The sequence below is a fragment of the Pseudoalteromonas sp. J2K-J031 genome (genome assembly GCF_058197095.2).
Genome location: NZ_CM200279.1, coordinates 674,238 through 693,402, shown reverse-complemented (window position 1 = coordinate 693,402; position 19,165 = coordinate 674,238). Strand labels below are relative to the sequence as shown.

Here is a 19,165-nt window from a genome sequence, read left to right as displayed (position 1 = left end):
TGAGTTGTGACTTATGAAACGGATCTCGCGTTATCTTTTTACTCTTACCCTATTGTGCTGGCAACTTTCCTGTTTTGTTTTCGCTAAACAAAGTCTTATTATTGATAATTTAACCATTAACAAAGCAGACATTCGGTATATTGAACAAGATTTTTTAGGAAACTTTTGGTTAACGACAACTGCGGGCCTCTATCGCTTTGATGGGATCAACTTTAATAAAATTACCACCTCTCACTTGCCAGGATTAGCAGGTAGCTCCTACTTCGAAATTACCAGTAATAATGAGTATATTTGGCTGGTAAGTGAGGTAGGCCTAGAACAAATATCAATTAAAGATCAGAATAGTCAACATCTCTATAATGGCCCGGTTAGTCATTTACAATTAGATGAAAAAGGCCAAATTTGGTTTATAAGCCAAGGAATTATAAAGTTTTTTAATCGCGAAAAACAAACTGTCGTTCAAATTAACCTACCGCTTGGCATCGTGAATGAATTTACGCTTGTTGCTAACAATTTACTCTGGCTTGCCAATTCAGAACAGCAGCTATTTTTAATTGATATCGAAAAAAATGTCGTTTTAGCCTCCAATGCATTACCTGACGGTATAAAGCAAATTAGCGTTGATAATCAAGCTCGAGCATGGGTCGTTACAAACAAAAATCAGCTATTTCAAATAAAAGAGCAAAAGTTACAGCCTTATTTAGCTTTAACAGATAAAAAAATAACCTCCATAAAACACTCTGATCAAGGATTCTTCTATGGCACCTTAGCTGGTGATATATTTAAACATGATAATCTCACCCATCTCAATACTCAGATTAAACTTGATTCGACAGCGACCCTAAATAATAGTTACATTGATAACCAACAACGTATTTGGTTTAAAAATCCACAAGGCCAATGGGTCACTTCATACACCGCTCTTGTAGCAAAATCAGCTGTAACACAAACACCTCCAATTCAAGAGCTACAAGTGCTTGTTTCCCATAATGCAACCAATGGCACTCCTTTTAGCGACATTATTTTCTATCAACAATCTCAATGGTTTTTAAGTCGTTATGATGGTGTTTACCTTTTTGACGCAGACACTAGCCAACTAGTCAAAATATCCATGGAACAAGGTGTTCAACACCTCACCTTAGCAAATAAACAACTTTGGTTAAGTACTGCCGATAATATCTTTTATCTTGATTTAAATGATTTTAACAAAGGGGCAAAATTAACCTTTGAAGGAATTAGTGCTATAGCGCATTACCAGTTTAATGAAGTTATTTTCACAACGAATAAGCATCTCTACCACATCAAAAACAACCAAAGCCGCTTACTCTATTCTTTGCCTAATTCCGTTTCGACTATAAATGACCTTCGCTATGATGCACTGAACAATGCATTTATTTTTGCTAGCCAAAATGGGCTTTGGCGCCTAAAAAACGAAGACCTACCAAATAGTAAAATAGAATTACTTTTAAAAGGGCCAACCAGTAAAATAGTACCTGATACACTAACCAGAGACTGGCTACTTTACGAGCAAAAAGCCTCCTTGTTTGACTATGTAACAGGAAATATTGAATACATCGACAACCAAATTACTGAGCCACATGTACTTAACTTTTTATCTTATAAACAGCAGCTCTTAATCAACCATGAACAGGCACTATTTTTATTAAAACCACAACAAACAAGCCAAAAACCAACTGATACGTTGAGATTATCTGAAGTTAATTTTTCTTATAACGGGCAAAACTCACTCCTTTTTCCAACTAATACAATCTCTCTTCCAAATAATGCACAAAACATACAGCTAAAAATAGCAGCCCAACTGCCCAGTGAAGCTAAAGCATTTAATTTGAAATATCGCTTTAAACCGAATAATGACTGGCTCAACTTGGCCCCTAATCAGGCAACATTAAACCTAATATCATTACCTGAAGGAGCGCATTCACTGCAAATTCAAAATGATGGCCAACCTTCCTTACAAACAATCGATATTACGTTGATAACCGAAGATACGAAGCAGCTCAACCCAACCAGTATTTTTGGAGCTGCAACAATTTTTATTATCACCCTCTTTTTTTGGTTTATTTATAAAAATAATGATGTAAAAAATAAAACGCTAACCTATTCACTATTAGGCCAAACTAAAGAAGCGGTATGGATTGCTGATCACAACCTCAAAATTATTGAAGTAAATGCTGTTTTTAGCCTTTTAACCGGCTTTCAACAGTCTGAGCTAATGGGTAAATCAGCACGAATTTACAATAAAAAAGGACGTGATTTAAAACTAGAACAGCTTATTTTTAGAGAGTTGCATGCTAATGGTTTTTGGTCGGGTCAAATTTGGAACAAACGAAAAAATGGCGAAGACTTTTATTTAGACTTAACCATTACCAAAATAGAGCAAAAATCGTTTTTTAACTTAAAAAACACGCTCACTTATATCGGCATGTTTACCGACAACACAGCCAAAAAACGCAATGAAAAAGAACTTCAACGCCTCGCAACACGCGATCCTATTACAGGTCTAGCTAATCGTACTTTGTTTATTGAACACCTAAGTAAAGCAATTAATGACAGTAAAGATGCTCATCCTAGCTTTGCCTTAATGTTTTTAGATTTAGATAATTTTCATAAGATCAACGAATCATTAGGTCATACCGAAGGGGACAACCTATTAAAGCTGGTTAGCGAACGCATTGGACAACACATTGACATCAGCTGCACTTTAGCCCGATTAGGAGGTGATGAATTTGCGATCTTAATTCCACCTTACCTTTATTCAAGCATGACTATTTTTTATCTCAAACGAATTGCTGAAAAGCTTTTAAATCAAATTAATCATTTTACCTTAAATAATATTGAAGTCAGTGTTTCGGCCAGTATCGGCATCGCTCTTTACCCTGATAATGGACTCGATTCAGAAAGCTTAATGCGAAGCTCAGATAGTGCCTTAAACCACGCTAAACGTAATGGTAAAAACTCCTTTCAGTTTTATGATAAACGGCTCAAAACATCGAGCGTTCAAAGTTTATCAAAAGAGAGCGCACTATTTCATGCTATTGAAAATAAAGAATTTATACTTTATTACCAACCCAAGTTTAATACTCTGACAAATAAAATAGTTGGTTTTGAAGCCTTAGTTCGCTGGCCTCAAGCGGATGGAACCATCATTGGCCCGGCTGAGTTCATTGCGATAGCAGAACAAAATGGTGCCATCACTCCTTTAACAAAAGTGCTTATTCAGCAAGCTTTCAAACAAACAAAATATTGGTATGAACAAGGTAAGCTCGAAGGGAGAATTGCAATTAATATTTCAGCGGTTCACTTTCAGCATATTAATCTTATCGAAGATCTAGCTCAGTATTTATCGATATTTAATATTAGCGGTCGCCACTTTGAACTTGAAATCACTGAAAGTGCAATGATGCAAGATCCAGATTTTGCCTTAAAACAAATGAATAAATTAAAAACTCTCGGATTTTCAATTGCTCTCGATGACTTTGGTACTGGGCATTCCTCTTTAAGTTACTTAAAGAAATTTCCAATCGACACCTTAAAAATTGATCGCTCATTTATTATGGATATCACAACCAGTGAGCAAGATCGTAATATTACTTCAACCATCATTAGGCTGGCTAAATACCTTAATATTAACGTGGTAAGTGAAGGAGTTGAAACCTATGAGCAAGCATATTTACTTCATGTGATGGGCTGTAATGTGGTACAAGGATATTATTTTAGCCCTCCAGTCGCTGTTAGCGAAATTGAAAACTTAACGATAACCAAAAAAATAAAACTATCAAATAAAAAGGCTGGTTAACTCTCAGCCTTTTTTTGTCTACCTAATAACGACATTGCCGCTTCTTTCACATTTTTACCTTCGTAAAGTATTTGGTAAATCTGTTCCGTAATGGGCATTTCAACACCAACACGCTTAGCCAGTAAATAAACCTCTTTCGTATTACGATAACCCTCTACCACTTGCCCTATCGCTGTTTGTGCTTTTTCAACATCAGAGCCTTGTCCAAGAGCGAGACCGAAACGACGATTTCTTGATTGGTTATCTGTACAGGTTAAAATTAAATCGCCCAACCCAGCCATCCCCATAAAAGTATCTTGCTTTGCGCCCATAGCACAACCTAAACGGCACATTTCAGCAAGTCCTCGGGTAATCAAGGCTGTACGTGCGTTTGCACCAAAGCCAAAGCCATCGGAAATACCAGCCCCAATCGCAATTACATTTTTAACTGCACCACCAAGCTGTACTCCAATGAAATCATCATTACTATACACTCGGAATGAACGGCCACAGTGCAGATAATCAGAAAGTTGCTTCACAAATAATGAGTCTGTAGAAGAAACTGAAATCGCTGTCGGTAAACCCATCGCCATTTCTTTAGCAAAGGTTGGCCCCGAAATCACAGCAAGTGAAATATCACTGCCTAGAATCTCACGAGCAACATCTTGTAATAAACGTCCCGTATCTGGCTCAAGCCCTTTAGTTGCCCAAGCAACTTTACTGCCAGGTATTAAAAACGGCTTAATACTAAGAAGTGTTTGAGAGAATGCATGGCTTGGCACAACCAACAAAATTGTTTCTGATTGGCTTACAACCGTTTGTAGGTCAGATTCCAACTGTAGTGATTCAGGAAAAGACGCACCAGGCAAATAACGTTCATTTGCACGATCTTTTGCTAATGTTTCAATATGGTTTGCATCACGCCCCCAAAGGCCTATTGCATGGTTATTTCTAGCCAAGCAAATAGCAAGGGCGGTCCCATAAGAGCCCGCCCCTAAGACTGACACAGCGTATTTAGCTGTTGTCATAATTATGCGTCTGCTTGAGCCTGCTCAACTTGAGCTGCACGTTGCTGAACATATTGACCAAATAAAGCATCAAAATTAACAGGTGCTAAATTTAACTGCGGGAAAGTGCCACGGTTAACTAAGTTAGAAACAGCTTCACGAGCATAAGGAAATAAAGTATTTGGGCAGAATGCACCAAGCATGTGCGCTAACTGACCTTCTTCAACTGCTGTAATTGTGAAAATACCCGCTTGTTGTACTTCACATAAAAAAGCAGTTTCATCACCGATAGTTGCAGTAACTGTTAAGGCTAAAACAACTTCAAATACACCTTCATCTAAACGAGTTGAACGAGTATCTAAATCTAATTTAACTTCCGGCGTCCATTCTTTTTGAAAAATTGCAGGTGAGTTAGGCGTCTCAAAAGAAATGTCTTTTGTATAAATACGTTGAATTGCGAACTGAGGGCCTACTTGCTCTTGCGCTGCATTTTGATCATGTTCTGCCATGTTACTTCCTATTGAAATTTATTAATTATTTGAGCAAAGCATCAAGTTTGCCCTTCGACTCAAGCGCCATCATATCATCACAACCACCGATATGCTGTTCACCTATAAATATTTGTGGGACCGTTGTGCCACCATTTGCTTTTGCGATCATTTCATCACGAAGTTCGGGTTGTTTACCAATATCAAACTCTGTAAATGTAACGCCTTTGCTACTCAATAATGCTTTAGCACGAGTACAGTAAGGACAATAATCTTTAGTATATAGAACAACTGTTGCAGCCATATTTAACGCTCCGTAGTCATGGGTAAGCCAGCATTTTGCCAAGCACCAATACCACCAGAAAGGATATAAACTCGCTCAAAACCCGCTTTATTTAAATTATCAGCGACGCCTGAAGCAGTCATTCCAGTGTTACATACAACTATAATGGGCGCACTTTTTAGCTTTTCAAGCGCTGAGAACTCTTTTTCTTTCGCTTTTTCGGCACTTAAATGAACTGAACTTGCAATATGGCCTGCATTAAAATCTTTTAAAGCACGAATATCAACCGCGGTTGCATTTTCACGATTAATCAATAACGTTAATTGCTGAGGATTAATGTGTTTAATTGCAGAAAAGCGCGCTTTAAACCAACCTAAAACAATCGCCATAACTAAACCAATCCAGATCATACTTAAGATCGGATGATTACCAATAAATTCTACCAATTGCTCCATGACCTTCCACTTTTCTTATTTAAGTTTATACAAAACGCGTAAGTATACACGCTTAGAACTAAGATACCAGCCTCTGAGACAAGGCAAATCAGGCTCTTTAAAGAATTTTATAATCTCTTGTAAAAAGCATTCTGTGGCGGCAATTTTTATACATTATTATTTTCGATGTATAAAGGTGAATTATTTTAATATCTCTGTTTCTTTGCTGAATAAGAAAAAAAAAAACGGTATGCTTAGCCCACTCATTTCAAAATTTGATTTGCGAAAAAACACAGGAGCTGTAATGACATTTAAAAAAAAGCCTTTAGTATTAATAATCTTAGATGGTTGGGGCTATCGAGAAGATCCCGAAAGTAATGCTATTTTAGCTGCAAACACTCCTGTGATGGACAAATTATGGCAAACCTGCCCTAGTACATTAATTTCAGGCTCAGGTTTGGATGTTGGCTTACCGCCAGGGCAAATGGGTAACTCTGAAGTTGGACACGTTAATCTAGGCGCTGGCCGAATTGTCTATCAAGATTTCACTCGCATTACAAAATCCATTGCCGATGGTGAGTTTTTTGAAAACCCGACCTTTGTAAATGCAATCGACCAAGCAGTAAAAAACAACAAAGCAGTTCATTTAATGGGCCTTTTAAGCCCTGGTGGCGTTCATAGCCATGTAGAACACATCCTGGCCACAATAGAGTTAGCGGCACAACGCGGTGCAAAATCTGTTTACTTGCATGCATTTTTAGACGGTCGCGACACTGCACCTCGCAGCGCACAAGAATCGATTGAATTAGTCGATAATAAATTCAATGAATTACAGTGTGGCCGCATCGCATCAGTAATTGGTCGTTACTATGCGATGGATCGCGACAACCGCTGGGATCGTGTTGAAAAAGCATATAGCTTAATGACCCAAGCAACCGCTGATTATCATTTTACAGATGCCACGGCAGCACTTGCAGCTGCTTATGAACGCGACGAAAACGATGAATTTGTTGCTGCGACCAGCATCACTCCTTCATTACAAGAAGCAGCACAAATCAATGACGGCGACGCAGTACTGTTTTTAAATTTCCGAGCCGATCGCGCCCGCCAAATGAGCCGTGTATTTGTTGATAAAAACTTTGATGGTTTTGTAAAAAGCAAATCACCTAAACTAGCCGCATTTGTGACTATGACTGAATACGCAAAAGATATTCCGGCACCTTCTGCATTTCCATCGGTTGCTCTAACAAATGTGCTCGGTGAATGGCTCGCCAAACACAATAAAACGCAATTGCGTATATCCGAGACTGAAAAATATGCCCATGTGACCTTTTTCTTTAGTGGCGGTCAAGAAGCCCTATTTGAAGGTGAAGACCGTATTCTCATTCCTTCACCACAAGTGGCGACTTATGATTTGCAACCTGAAATGAATTCAGAAATGCTAACCGATAAACTGGTTGAAGCGATTCATGCAGGAAAACATGATGTCATTATTTGTAACTACCCAAATGGTGACATGGTTGGCCATTCTGGTGTATTTAGTGCAGCGGTAAAAGCTTGTGAGGCTGTTGATCATTGTATTGGCAGAGTAATAGAAGCCTTGTCACAGACAGGTGGTGAAGCACTTATTACTGCCGATCATGGCAATGCAGAACAAATGCAAAATGAAGAGACAGGACAAGCACACACAGCACACACCAGTGAACCTGTGCCATTTATTTATTATGGCCGCAAAGCTCAGGCTTTATCAGATAAAAAGCTCAGTGATGTTGCTCCAACCATGCTGCACCTACTTGGCATGGCTCAACCTGAGGAAATGACTGGCACAACGATCATGCAAGTACAATAAACGTGATGGGTAATACAATAAAAAAAATAATCTTACCCCTAGTGTGCACCTTACTTTCATTGCCATTAGCGTACGCCAATGGCAATGAAACTCGCACCAAAGAAGATCTCGAAACCATCCAAAAAGAACTCAAGGTTAATGCTGAGCGCTTAGCCGCGCAAAAAACACAAATCAGCCAGCTTGAGATCAACCTTAAAAATTCAGAGTTTGAAATTGCACAAAATGCAAAATCACTTAAAGAACTGCTTTTTTCAACTGAATTTAATCGCAACGAACAAATTGCACTAAAAGATAAAATTAGTGAGCTGATACAAAACAAATCAACACAGCAAGCCGCACTTGCTGCACAACTCAAAAGTGCCTTTATGACTGGAAGCCATGATTACAGCAAGCTTTTATTAAATCAGCAAGAAGTGGCAAGTTTTGAACGCACGTTAAGCTATTATAGCTATCTAAATAGCGCCCGATTAAAACAAATTGACACTCTAAAAGGTACTTTAGCTGAACTTGAAAATACTCAAGAAAAATTAAAAAATAGCGAAAATGAGTTAGTGCAATTAGTTCATCAACAACAACAAAAGCAAAAAGCGCTAGAACTAGCTCAAAAAGATCGTAAACAAAATTTAGCCCTACTCGAAAAGCAATTTTCATCCACTTTATCTGCGATTGATTACTTAAAACAAAATGAACAAGTGCTTGTTCAAACATTACAAACACTTCATGAAGAAGCTAAAAAAACAATTAATTTAGATGGATTAATGCCGTTAAAAGGCAAGCTAAATTGGCCCAGCAGAGGAAAGCATAGCCATGTATTTGGGCAACATAAACATGGAAACTTTAAATGGAAAGGGGTTGTAATTTCAGCCAAAGAAGGCAGCCCCGTTTCAACTATTTATAGTGGCCAAGTTGTTTTTTCTGATTGGCTAAAAGGGTTTGGATGGGTGATAGTAATTGATCATGGTGAAGGATTTATGAGCCTTTATGGTCACAACCAAGCCATTTTAAAAGAGGTCGGTGATAAAGTCAGCCAAGGTGAAGTGATAGCTTTAGTAGGCCAAAGCGGTGGACAAAGCGATCCTAGTCTATACTTCGAAATACGGCACAAGGGAAGCGCGGTCAACCCCACCACATGGTGTAGAAAACTATAACGTAAGTAGTTGGCTACACTCGAATTAGGAGTGAGCCAATGAAACTTTTACTTCAATTTTTACTCTGCTTTTGCTTCACCTTTATTTCATCAAACTCTGTCTATGCTGATGACTCAGCGACAGAGTTAAAGAATATTCTTGAACATATTCAAGCTTTTTATGTTGATGAAATAGACCCTAAAAAATTAAATCACACCGCTATAGAATCATTAATTAAACAACTTGATCCACATTCTGATTACCTAGACACTGAAGAATTAGAAGATTTATTTAATGTTGCTAATGGACAATATACTGGTTTAGGTATTGAAGTTGAGCAACGAGATGAACATATCATTATCGTTGCAGCACTTCCAAATTCTCCTGCCTCTCTTGCTGGTATAAAAAAAGGGGACATATTACTGAAAGTAAATAATGAAACCGTTATTAACAAACCAATCAAAAATGTTGCGTCATTAATTAGCAACTCTAAAACTGCGAAAATTAAGCTCGCCATTGCGCGCAGCGGCTACAGTAGTGCACTGCAATTTACATTACAAAGAGAACAAATTGAGATTGAAAGTGTTACAGGTCAGCTCGCAGATACAGGCTATGCATTAATAAGAATTAGTAACTTTAATAATCATACTCTTCATGATGTGGCCCGAATACTCGCTCGATTAACCAATGAAAATGGACAAGCCTTAGCTGGTTTACTGATTGATCTTCGAGATAATCCAGGAGGCGTATTAAGCAGTGCGATTGATATCTCCGATTTATTTTTACAGCAAGGTATTATTGTCACCACAAAAGGTCGTTTTTATGATGCCAATCATGAATATTTTGCAAAAAAAGGTGATGTACTCAATGGCGCTCCTATTGTTGTGTTAATTAATAAAGGCTCAGCCTCTGCTGCAGAAATTTTAGCCGGCGCCCTAAAGGATAATCACAGGGCAATTATTGTTGGCACTCGCTCATATGGTAAAGGCTCAGTACAGTCTTTAATCCCTTTAGGTGATGGTCACACCGCCTTAAAACTCACGACAGCAAAATACTATACACCATCAGGTCAATCTATTGATGGTATAGGAATAATACCGGATATCGCAATAGACCAACTCAAACTACCCAGTGAAGATAGCCAAACCTTACTAGAAATGAGCAGCGGTACGAATAATCAACCCTTGCTTACCGCGCTTCGCGATGTACAATTAGAAGAGGCTCAAAAAATACTAAAAAAATATTAGCCTAGGTATTTTGTTCTTTGGTGAACAAAACAATAATAAAAATAACTAAGTAACTCATGCCTCTAAGTGGTGAGTTACCATAATAATAAAAAGATATAAAAGTGCGCTTAAAACTCAAGATGCTTTCGTTGTTAGCTGTTATGGTTAGCCATTTTAGCTTCGCTGGCCAAGTGGCTATTGTTATTGATGATATTGGATATCATGAACGAGATCTCGATGCTATAAAACTTCCGGGCGAGGTGTCTTTTTCTATTTTACCGTTTACCCCCTTTGCTAAAACGTTTGCGCTACAAGCGCAATTGGCTAGTAAAGAAATGCTGTTGCATGTCCCAATGCAAGCGATAAGCGGTAAAGAACTCGGCCCTGGCGCCATTACCTATGACATGAATAAACAGCAACTCCAGCAGACATTGACTCGCGCTCTTGATGACTTACCACAAGTCAAAGGGATCAATAATCATATGGGCTCTTTTCTCACTCAAAAAATTATCCCAATGTCTTGGACGATGGAAATACTCAAAGAGAGAAACCTGTACTTTCTAGATAGTAAAACCACACAGCACAGCCAAGCGCAACATATGGCTAACTTATTTGGTGTTGATAATATAAGTCGCCATGTTTTTCTTGATAATATTCCAAGTGAAAAACAGATGACATTTCGCATGAATCAGCTTATTCGCCTAGCAAAAAAGAATGAATATGCGATCGCGATTGCTCACCCATATCCTGAAACTTTGGCCTTTCTTGAGCACGCTTTACCTAAGTTAGCGCAACAAGGAATTAAATTGGTCCCACTATCTGATTTAGTAAATAAAAAATATGTTCAGCTGGCCTCTTTAAATCAGCCTGAACAGTTGCAAAAAACTCAAGATTAACAAGCAGTAAAACAAAAAAACCACTTCATTTGAAGTGGTTTTTTTTAAAATTTAATACTAAGCCGTTAACAGGTGCTGTAACTTTTTCATTGCGGTTTTTTCTAGCTGTCTAACACGCTCAGCCGATACGTTATACTTTGAAGCTAAATCCTGTAACGTGGCTTTATCATCGCTTAACCAACGCGTCTGAACAATATCCTGAGAGCGCTCATCTAAACTTTTTAATGCATGAAACAAGCGGTTGTGAGTTTGCTCTTCCCACTGGTCTTCCTCGATTTTATCGGCCAAATCAAGGCTATTATCTGTTAAATATTGCACTGGTGAATATTGAGTTGCTGATGCTGAATCATCATCGTCAGTAGTTAGGTCAAAAACCATATCCTGGCTACTCATACGCGCTTCCATTTCGCGAACATCTTTTTCAGTAACACCTAGCTCATTAGCTACAGTTGACACTTCATCAGGATTAAACCAACCTAAGCGCTTTTTATTTTTACGCAAATTAAAGAATAATTTACGTTGAGCCTTAGTGGTTGCCACCTTCACAATACGCCAATTTTTTAATACATATTCATGTATCTCAGCTTTAATCCAATGCACCGCAAAGGAAACCAAACGAACACCTACTGAAGGGTCAAAACGCTTTACAGCTTTCATCAAGCCGATATTACCTTCTTGAATTAGGTCAGCTTGTGGCAAACCATAGCCTGAATAACCTTTAGCTATGTGAGCCACAAAACGTAAATGCGACATAATTAACTGCCTTGCAGCATCTAAGTCACCGTCTTGTTGAAGCTTTACCGCTAATGCTTGTTCTTCTTGCGCACTTAGCATTGCAATACCGCTAACAGCTTGAAGGTAGCCTTCCATACTGCCACTTTGCTGTGGAACTGTTAACATCATCGCGTGTAAATCTTTGCTCATATTTCACCTCTGGGATCCATCTTTGAAACGATATTAGCACTCTTTCATTGAGAGTGCTAATTTCATTTCATTTCTTATTGCCTTAATATTTTTCTTAAGCTCAAGTTATTTCGGTTTAAGTAATTAAAGAAAAAGAAACAAAATTGAATGGAAATAAATACGTAATATGTCTAATTTGAATTCAGTGTTTGCACACTAACCTTGCGTGCTAGTTGCTTAACTTAGCAAATTATTCGCACAGTGCAAGAGTCAAGATGTAAAAATCTGTATCTATTTCTACATCTTGAAGATTTTAAAGCATTTTAATTATATTTTATCTGGCTCAATTGCATCTATATAACGCTTCACCGATAAAAAAGACCCACTTAAACCAAGCCCTATACCTAATAACACTAACAGTAGGAACTCATGAAATGATAGCCCTTGTAAAACAAACTCAGCCTGATAGACACCTGCGACATGGCTTACCGCTGACGCTAACCACCACATCATAACAACGATAGCTATAAACGAAAATAACCCACCGATCAACCCGTACCATATTCCAGTCCACAAAAAAGGCGCTTGGATAAAGTTATTCGTTGCTCCAACGAGCTTCATAACTTGAATTTCTTCTTTTTTATCCATTATTGATAAACGAATTGTATTACCAATAATTAAAATAACAGAGGTCAGTAACAACAAAGCAATAGTGATCACACTTTCACGCAACAAAGAAAGCAACGCATTTAAGCGCTCTAACCATTCAATATCTAGCTTCCCAAAATCTACTTCTCTTTCTTGTTCAAGTTTAAGTAGAAGCTCCCTAGCAGCTTTTGCAGAGGTAAAGCGCTTAGTTGGCGTCACTAAAACAACACTTGGTAATGGATTTTCATCTAAATAGTTAAGCGCCTGACCAAAACCTGATGCGACTTTAAACTCAGCTAGGGCATCATCTTTTGAAATGTAATCAACTTGCGCAATTTCTGGATACAAGCCCAATCGATTAACTAAAGACTTTGCTTCTTGCTCTGTCGTTGTTTTTTTTACGAAAAGAGAGATCTCAGCTGCGTTTTCAAAACCACTACTCACCAACTGAACATTTTTAACCACCAGGTATAATGTTGCGGGCAAGGTTAAACTTAACCCCAACACCGCAATCGTCATCAATGATGCCGCAGGTGTCCGCCACATTTCACCTAAACTATGAACGCCTTGGCGCAAGACATTTTGTATTACAAAATATGCATTTAATAACCATGACTTTTGATATGTTTCAGCTTGGCTATGGCGCCCTTTAAATAAAATACTCACAGCCTATCTCCCGTTAAAGGATCATCAATTAAACGACCATGCTTTAAGGTAAGGCTGCGATACTTCATTCGAGCAATCAAACCAAGATCATGAGTTGCAATCAACACCGTGGTACCTTGCTGATTAAAATCCTCAAACAAGTTTAATATTTCCATCGACAATTCAGGGTCTAAATTTCCTGTAGGCTCATCAGCAAGCAAAATTGGAGGGGAATTTACAATGGCGCGAGCAATACCAACACGTTGCTGCTCTCCACCTGACAAAGTTGCCGGAAAGCATTTAACCTTGCTCAGTAAGCCAACTTTATCGAGGGCCGCATGCACGCGCTTTTCAATATCCTTTCGATGCATACCTTCTATCACCAAAGGAAAAGCGACATTGTCAAAAATATTGTATCGATTCAACAGCCTATGATTTTGAAAGATCATTCCAATATCACGACGAACATAAGGCACTTGCTTGCTATCTAATTTATTTAACTTCACACTATTGATGAATACATCACCAGCAGATGGACGCTCCATTACGCTAATTAATTTAAGAAGCGTACTTTTCCCAGCTCCACTATGACCTGTTAGAAATGCTAACTCACCGGCTTTAAGGTGAAAATTAATTTTTTCCAGTGCCACATGTCCACCGGGATATGTTTTACTTACTTGCTGAAATTTTATCATTATTAGTATCTTACAGCTAAGAGGGCGCATAGCGCCCTAAACTTAAATCTCTACTTATCATCCTGACTAAACAAAGCATTGATAAACTCATCACTTTTAAAAGCTCTGAGATCATCAATACCTTCACCTACCCCAATATAGCGAATTGGAATATTAAACTTATCTGCAACCGCAAAAATAACCCCACCTTTGGCGGTACCATCTAGTTTGGTTAAACTTATGCCAGTTAAACCAACCGCTTTATTAAATAGATCCACTTGGCTAATCGCGTTTTGCCCCGTTCCTGCATCAATCGTTAGCATTACTTCGTGTGGCGCATCGGGATCAAGCTTTTTCATTACCCGAGCAATTTTTTCAAGCTCTTGCATCAAATTATCTTTATTTTGTAAACGACCCGCGGTATCAGCAATTAATATATCCACCTTACGCGCTTTAGCGGCTTGAAACGCATCAAAAATGACTGATGCGCTATCAGCACCTGTATGCTGAGCAATCACAGGAATATCGTTTCGCTGGCCCCAAACCTGTAATTGTTCAACAGCGGCAGCCCTAAAAGTATCTCCTGCTGCAAGCATCACAGACTTACCTTGCGCTTGAAATTGCTTAGCAAGCTTACCAATAGTGGTCGTTTTACCCACACCATTAACACCCACCATTAAAATAACAAATGGACCTGTTGCTTTTTCAGTGTCAAGGGCTTGCTCTGCTGACTTTAACATTTGCGCCATTTCGTGCTTTAAAAGATCGTATAACGCATCACCATCTTTTAATTGCTTACGATCAGCCGCTTCAGTTAATCGGTCAATTAATTTTAGCGTAGTATCAACGCCTAAATCAGCCGTTAATAATTGTGTTTCTAACTCTTCGAATAACTCATCATCAATTTTCTTGCCAGAGAAGATATTGATAAAACCAGAACCGATTGACTGTTTTGTTTTGATTAGGCTCTTTTTCAAGCGTGAAAAAAAGCTATCTTTTTTAGGGGGAGATTCAATCGCAGCGGTTTGAATTTTAGCTTCTGCAGCTAAGCGGGCTTCTTCCGCTAAACGTGTTTCTTCCGCTAAACGTGCATCTTCTGCTAAACGTGTTTCTTCTGCTAAACGTGTTTCTTCTGCTAAACGTGTTTCTTCTGCTAAACGTGTTTCTTCCGCTAAACGTGCATCTTCCGCTAAACGTGTTTCTTCCGCTAAACGTGTTTCTTCCGCTAAACGTGTGTCTTCCGCTAAACGTGCATCTTCTGCTAAACGTGCTTCTTCTGCTAAACGTGCATCTTCTGCTAAACGTGCATCTTCTGCTAAACGTGCTTCTTCCGCTAAACGTGTTTCTTCTGCTAAACGTGCTTCTTCTGCTAAACGTGTTTCTTCCGCTAAACGTGCTTCTTCCACTAAACGTGCTTCTTCCACTAAACGTGCTTCTTCCGCTAAACGGGCTTCTGCAGCTATTCGTGATTCTTCAGCTAAGCGTGATTCTTCCGCTAAACGAGCTTCTTCCGCTAAACGGGTTTCTTCTGCTAAACGTGTCTCTTCCGCTAAACGTGTCTCTTCCGCTAAACGAGCTTCTTCCGCTAAACGAGCTTCTTCCGCTAAACGAGCTTCTTCTGCCAAGCGAGCATGTTCTTCATTGGTTTTGTCATTATCACCAAAACCTAACCACGATAAAAATCTATTTTTTTTTGCCATACTAGCTAATGACCACTTATAAAATCTGATAAACTGATGCGTGCAATATGGTAACACTTTCATTAACAGAATGAAAAAGTACCGCTGCGATAAAATTTAGTCCATATACTATATGAGAGCGTTTCTCGACACCAATTTTTAGTGATATTAATGAAGCCAAACACATCAAAATCAAACAGCCCAACTTCGGGTCATATTCGTATTATCAGCGGTCAATACCGAGGTCGAAAACTGCCAGTAAAAGATGTTCAAGGGCTCAGACCTACAACCGATCGAGTCAAAGAAACCTTATTTAATTGGTTGATGAATTATATTCGGGACACAGTCGTTTTAGACTGCTTTGCAGGTTCTGGTGGGCTTGGTTTTGAAGCGCTATCTCGTTACGCAAGCTCAGTAACATTTATTGAAAAAGATAACGTCGCTGCACAGCAAATTAAAAGCAACATTTCGACCCTAAAAAATTCAAATGCAACCCTTATTCAAGGTGATGCATTACTACTTTTAGCAAAAAATACGAGACAATTTAATCTGGTTTTTATTGATCCGCCCTTTCGCCAAGGATTAGCACAGCCTCTTTGTGACTTGTTGGTTGAAAAAAATGCATTGACTCAGGATGCACTCATTTATCTCGAAGTTGAAAGTGAACTTTTAGACTTTAAAGCACCAAGTAATTGGAGCCTTAAAAAAGAAAAAACGGCAGGTCAAGTGAGCTACCGTTTATATCAAAATACTCAAGTCGAATGTTAAGTTTATTCGATTTCAATACCGATGTTTGTTTGACCATCTTCAAGCGCTTTCACTCTAAGCGCCTTAACGCTTTCAGAGGTGATTCGCCCCATATTTTCAACATAATCAATAAGTTCACCAAGAACTTCAATTTCATATTGCATTAATGGATGCTCGCGTATTGCTTGGTTGTCGGCTATCACATCATCTGAAGTTAATTGATACTCAATTAATTTGGCAACCGTCGCTTGAGATATTTTACTGATATCAACAAATTCAGCTTCATCTTGCGCTATTAAGCCATGCAACATGCCTAGTAGTGCAGTGGCTGCGTCGATTGCAGGGTAAACACCAAACATATCAAAATCGGTTACTTCTGGAACATTAGGCTCCACTTTATCGATTAATAGTTCGAAGTTTATTTTGCTTTTAGGTAAAACGATTCTTTCCCATATCAAATTTAATGCATTTCGCAATGCAGAATCATCACCAAATTCAGTCGCTTGGCTGAATAATGTATAGTTTGGTAACATGCGCTCAAGTAAAGCAGCTGCTAATACCGCTTTTTGCAGGTAGTTTAATTCTCTAATACGTTGAAAATTATTCGGCTTGTTCATCTTTATCCATTAGGCAGGACCAGCAAAGCTCAAATCCCGCACCATTTTTTTCACCACAATGGCGGCAAAACCATTCATGAGAAGATTGTCGTTGAGTCTGATATTCTAACAAGATTTTTTCAGCTTGGCGCTGTTTAATCTGCAAGACAAGTATGGAAATGCAGGTTTGCTCGAAAGGTATTTCACCTAAAGCCCCCGCAAGGGCTTCTCCGTGAAAACGTACATCAATCGAGTTGATGTGCAGTAACCCCTTGATTAAATAGGCTTCAAGTGCATTTTCAGCTTGATATATACTGATCCAATCAAAAAGTTTATCCATTTAGCTATTGAGTTGTTGTTGGGCATATTCGAATTTAAGTTTAAATTCGGTTACTTTGCCTTCTAATTCCTCAATTTTTTCATTTAACTCAGTATTTTGTGAGCGAATGCTTTCATATGCATTGCGAGCTTGTTTTGATTCAGCTTCTAAGCGTGACACCAAGCTAGTATTTCGACCTTGAGCCATGTTTAATGCCGAATCTTGGTTTGCGAGCAAGCTTTCTTTTTTAGCAATAGCATCTTGATAGGCCTGTTCTTTGATTCTAAATTCACTGAGCAACTCAGACATTTTTTCTTTATCTTGCTCTAAATTAACAATATTTGACAACGCCTGCTCAAGCTCTGCTTTTAATAACTTAGTTTCAGCAAAAAGGTCTTTTTTCAAATCATTAAATCGACCATCTTGCTTCTTCTCTTGCTCTGATATTTTATCTTTAAATAACACGTTTGCTTCTAAAACTGTGTCATGTTCTGCCTGAAGCGCTTCATTTTTTAACGTCAAATCAGTAACTCGTGCCTCTAACTCTTTCAATAAATTCTCTTTTTCAGAAACTTCTTCATTGAGCTTATCGGTCGTGTTACGCAATTGCTCAGCGGCTGAGCGATGTGACAGTAACTCATGCTGTAGATTGTCTAGTGATTTTTGTTGCTCTGTAATTAACAGCTCTGTTTTGTGCTTTTCTTGTAGTAATACTTTAATCTGCGCAGTGTACTGCTCGTTCGTACTTGTGATATCACTAAATAAAAGCTCTTTTTCTTTTAAAACTAAACGAGCTTGCTGTAAAGCGGTATTTAACTCTTCAATTGTCTGTTGCTGTGCAACAACATTGGCATTACCTGAATCGGCTTCTTGCAACAGTAATTCATGAGCATGTTTCAAGTCTGATAATTCTTTTTGATAATGAGCTGCTTGTTGTTTTAATCTATCATCAAGGGATGCATTGTCAGCGCTGCGCTCTGCAATCAGCTGTTTCACCTTGTCTGACTGCAGCGCATTTAGTTCTTTTTGCTTCTGCAGGCCCGCTTCAGCTTGTTTTAATAATTGCACTTTCTCTTGTGTAATTGCTTGCTGCTCAGCGAGCGCTTCTTTAAGTTTTGAATGTTGCACTAGCTCTTTTTGATGATGCGCCTGAAGAGATTCAAATTGCTCTTGATAACGCTGGCCTTGAGCAAGTTGCTCATTTAGCTTTTCGATTTCAAGCTGATTGCTTTGATTGTGTTTTTGCTCAGCCAATAATTGTTGTTCTAATTGTTGAGCACTTTTTTGAAAGTGAGTTATTTTTTGCTCTAAAGACGCAATAAGTTCATCTTCATCGGATTGATGCTGGACGATTGCGGCTTGATGACCTTTTTCAAGTGCTTGCTGACAAGCGACAAGCATCATAGCTTGCAATTGAGGAGAAATAAGCGTTAAAAATTGCTGAGTAACACTATCAATATAAGGATGACGCTGCGTCACTGTCGATGCCAAATTACTAATAAAATCAGTCGGTTCTTGTGATAAACTTCGCGCCACTGATGAAAAAGTCTCCTGCGGCGAAACAGCCTCTAAACCCTGTAGTAATTGATGAAGTTGTGTACCTTGAAATTCACCCATCGAAATCTATCCCCTAGAGCAATGCTTTTGTTATTATTAGCTTGTTCAATTTTTAAATTTCGTTTAATTCAATCGCAGAAAAAAGCTAAATTAGAAAGATTTAATCTTATAATATTAATAAGTTAAATATTTACATTGTATAAATTCAACCTATCTTAACACTGCTAGCACGTGAATTTAAACACATTAAAACATATAATTAACAAACCAATAAAAAGGCCGACACATAAA

At 38.4% G+C, this 19,165-nt stretch carries 17 protein-coding genes; 6 read left to right on the top strand and 11 right to left on the bottom strand.

Features of this window, described 5'->3' with window-relative positions; all coding sequences use genetic code 11:
* The first annotated feature begins 13 nt into the window (after nucleotides 1-13).
* Entirely contained in the window at nucleotides 14-3,817 is a 3,804-nt protein-coding gene (locus tag AC3KZC_RS03165; protein WP_490578070.1) for an EAL domain-containing protein, read from the top strand.
* On the opposite strand, the gene gpsA is transcribed toward AC3KZC_RS03165, so the two are convergent.
* The 4 genes from gpsA to AC3KZC_RS03145 are packed head-to-tail and all read right to left on the bottom strand — an operon-like array spanning nucleotide 3,814 to nucleotide 6,029.
* The gene (gene gpsA, locus AC3KZC_RS03160; RefSeq protein WP_490578071.1) at nucleotides 3,814-4,824 is read right to left on the bottom strand and encodes an NAD(P)H-dependent glycerol-3-phosphate dehydrogenase; all 1,011 of its coding nucleotides are present in this window, start codon (nucleotides 4,822-4,824) and stop codon (nucleotides 3,814-3,816) included. The two genes, AC3KZC_RS03165 and gpsA, sit on opposite strands and share 4 nt — an antisense overlap.
* A 2-nt stretch (nucleotides 4,825-4,826) precedes the next feature.
* Nucleotides 4,827-5,312: a protein-export chaperone SecB gene (gene secB / locus AC3KZC_RS03155; protein ID WP_490578072.1), complete on the bottom strand. Its 486-nt coding sequence runs from the start codon at nucleotides 5,310-5,312 to the stop codon at nucleotides 4,827-4,829.
* Between the two features lie 25 nt (nucleotides 5,313-5,337).
* Nucleotides 5,338-5,595 (bottom strand): glutaredoxin 3, encoded by a 258-nt coding sequence (gene grxC / locus AC3KZC_RS03150; protein WP_490578073.1) that lies wholly within the window; start codon nucleotides 5,593-5,595, stop codon nucleotides 5,338-5,340.
* A 2-nt stretch (nucleotides 5,596-5,597) separates the two neighbouring features.
* Entirely contained in the window at nucleotides 5,598-6,029 is a 432-nt protein-coding gene (locus tag AC3KZC_RS03145) for a rhodanese-like domain-containing protein (protein WP_490578074.1), read from the bottom strand.
* 283 nt (nucleotides 6,030-6,312) lie between these two features.
* On the opposite strand from AC3KZC_RS03145, the gene gpmI reads away from it, so the two are divergent.
* From gpmI to AC3KZC_RS03125, 4 genes are all read left to right on the top strand, one after another.
* Nucleotides 6,313-7,857: a 2,3-bisphosphoglycerate-independent phosphoglycerate mutase gene (gene gpmI / locus AC3KZC_RS03140; protein ID WP_490578075.1), complete on the top strand. Its 1,545-nt coding sequence runs from the start codon at nucleotides 6,313-6,315 to the stop codon at nucleotides 7,855-7,857.
* A 5-nt stretch (nucleotides 7,858-7,862) separates the two neighbouring features.
* Complete coding sequence (locus tag AC3KZC_RS03135) at nucleotides 7,863-9,005, top strand: murein hydrolase activator EnvC family protein (protein WP_490578199.1); 1,143 nt, start codon at nucleotides 7,863-7,865, stop codon at nucleotides 9,003-9,005.
* Between the two features lie 38 nt (nucleotides 9,006-9,043).
* Complete coding sequence (locus AC3KZC_RS03130) at nucleotides 9,044-10,231, top strand: S41 family peptidase (RefSeq protein ID WP_490578076.1); 1,188 nt, start codon at nucleotides 9,044-9,046, stop codon at nucleotides 10,229-10,231.
* Nucleotides 10,232-10,350: 119 nt separating this feature from the next.
* The gene (locus AC3KZC_RS03125; RefSeq protein WP_490578200.1) at nucleotides 10,351-11,106 is read left to right on the top strand and encodes a divergent polysaccharide deacetylase family protein; all 756 of its coding nucleotides are present in this window, start codon (nucleotides 10,351-10,353) and stop codon (nucleotides 11,104-11,106) included.
* A 57-nt stretch (nucleotides 11,107-11,163) separates the two neighbouring features.
* Here AC3KZC_RS03125 and rpoH read toward each other — a convergent pair whose 3' ends face one another.
* From rpoH to ftsY, 4 genes are all read right to left on the bottom strand, one after another.
* Nucleotides 11,164-12,030, bottom strand: coding sequence for an RNA polymerase sigma factor RpoH (rpoH, locus tag AC3KZC_RS03120; protein WP_490578077.1), 867 nt, complete (start codon nucleotides 12,028-12,030; stop codon nucleotides 11,164-11,166).
* A 306-nt stretch (nucleotides 12,031-12,336) separates the two neighbouring features.
* On the bottom strand, nucleotides 12,337-13,323 hold the full coding sequence (gene ftsX / locus AC3KZC_RS03115; RefSeq protein ID WP_490578078.1) for a permease-like cell division protein FtsX: 987 nt from the start codon (nucleotides 13,321-13,323) through the stop codon (nucleotides 12,337-12,339).
* A complete protein-coding gene (ftsE, locus tag AC3KZC_RS03110) occupies nucleotides 13,320-13,997 on the bottom strand; it encodes a cell division ATP-binding protein FtsE (RefSeq protein ID WP_490578079.1) in 678 nt (225 codons plus the stop codon). Before ftsE ends, ftsX begins: the two co-directional genes overlap by 4 nt.
* 50 nt (nucleotides 13,998-14,047) lie before the next feature.
* On the bottom strand, nucleotides 14,048-15,676 hold the full coding sequence (ftsY, locus tag AC3KZC_RS03105; protein ID WP_490578080.1) for a signal recognition particle-docking protein FtsY: 1,629 nt from the start codon (nucleotides 15,674-15,676) through the stop codon (nucleotides 14,048-14,050).
* Between the two features lie 150 nt (nucleotides 15,677-15,826).
* Here ftsY and rsmD point away from each other — a divergent pair, with 150 nt between their 5' ends.
* Nucleotides 15,827-16,423, top strand: coding sequence for a 16S rRNA (guanine(966)-N(2))-methyltransferase RsmD (gene rsmD / locus AC3KZC_RS03100; protein ID WP_490578081.1), 597 nt, complete (start codon nucleotides 15,827-15,829; stop codon nucleotides 16,421-16,423).
* Nucleotides 16,424-16,425: 2 nt separating this feature from the next.
* Here rsmD and AC3KZC_RS03095 read toward each other — a convergent pair whose 3' ends face one another.
* Genes AC3KZC_RS03095 through AC3KZC_RS03085 form a run of 3 tightly spaced genes read right to left on the bottom strand, consistent with a single transcriptional unit; the run spans nucleotide 16,426 to nucleotide 18,934 of the window.
* Nucleotides 16,426-17,019, bottom strand: a complete 594-nt coding sequence (locus tag AC3KZC_RS03095; RefSeq protein WP_490578082.1) for a YjaG family protein — start codon at nucleotides 17,017-17,019, stop codon at nucleotides 16,426-16,428.
* The gene (locus AC3KZC_RS03090) at nucleotides 17,003-17,338 is read right to left on the bottom strand and encodes a DUF7577 domain-containing protein (protein WP_490578083.1); all 336 of its coding nucleotides are present in this window, start codon (nucleotides 17,336-17,338) and stop codon (nucleotides 17,003-17,005) included. Before AC3KZC_RS03090 ends, AC3KZC_RS03095 begins: the two co-directional genes overlap by 17 nt.
* Nucleotides 17,339-18,934, bottom strand: coding sequence for a hypothetical protein (locus AC3KZC_RS03085; RefSeq protein ID WP_490578084.1), 1,596 nt, complete (start codon nucleotides 18,932-18,934; stop codon nucleotides 17,339-17,341). It lies immediately after the preceding gene.
* Between the last annotated feature and the right edge of the window lie 231 nt (nucleotides 18,935-19,165).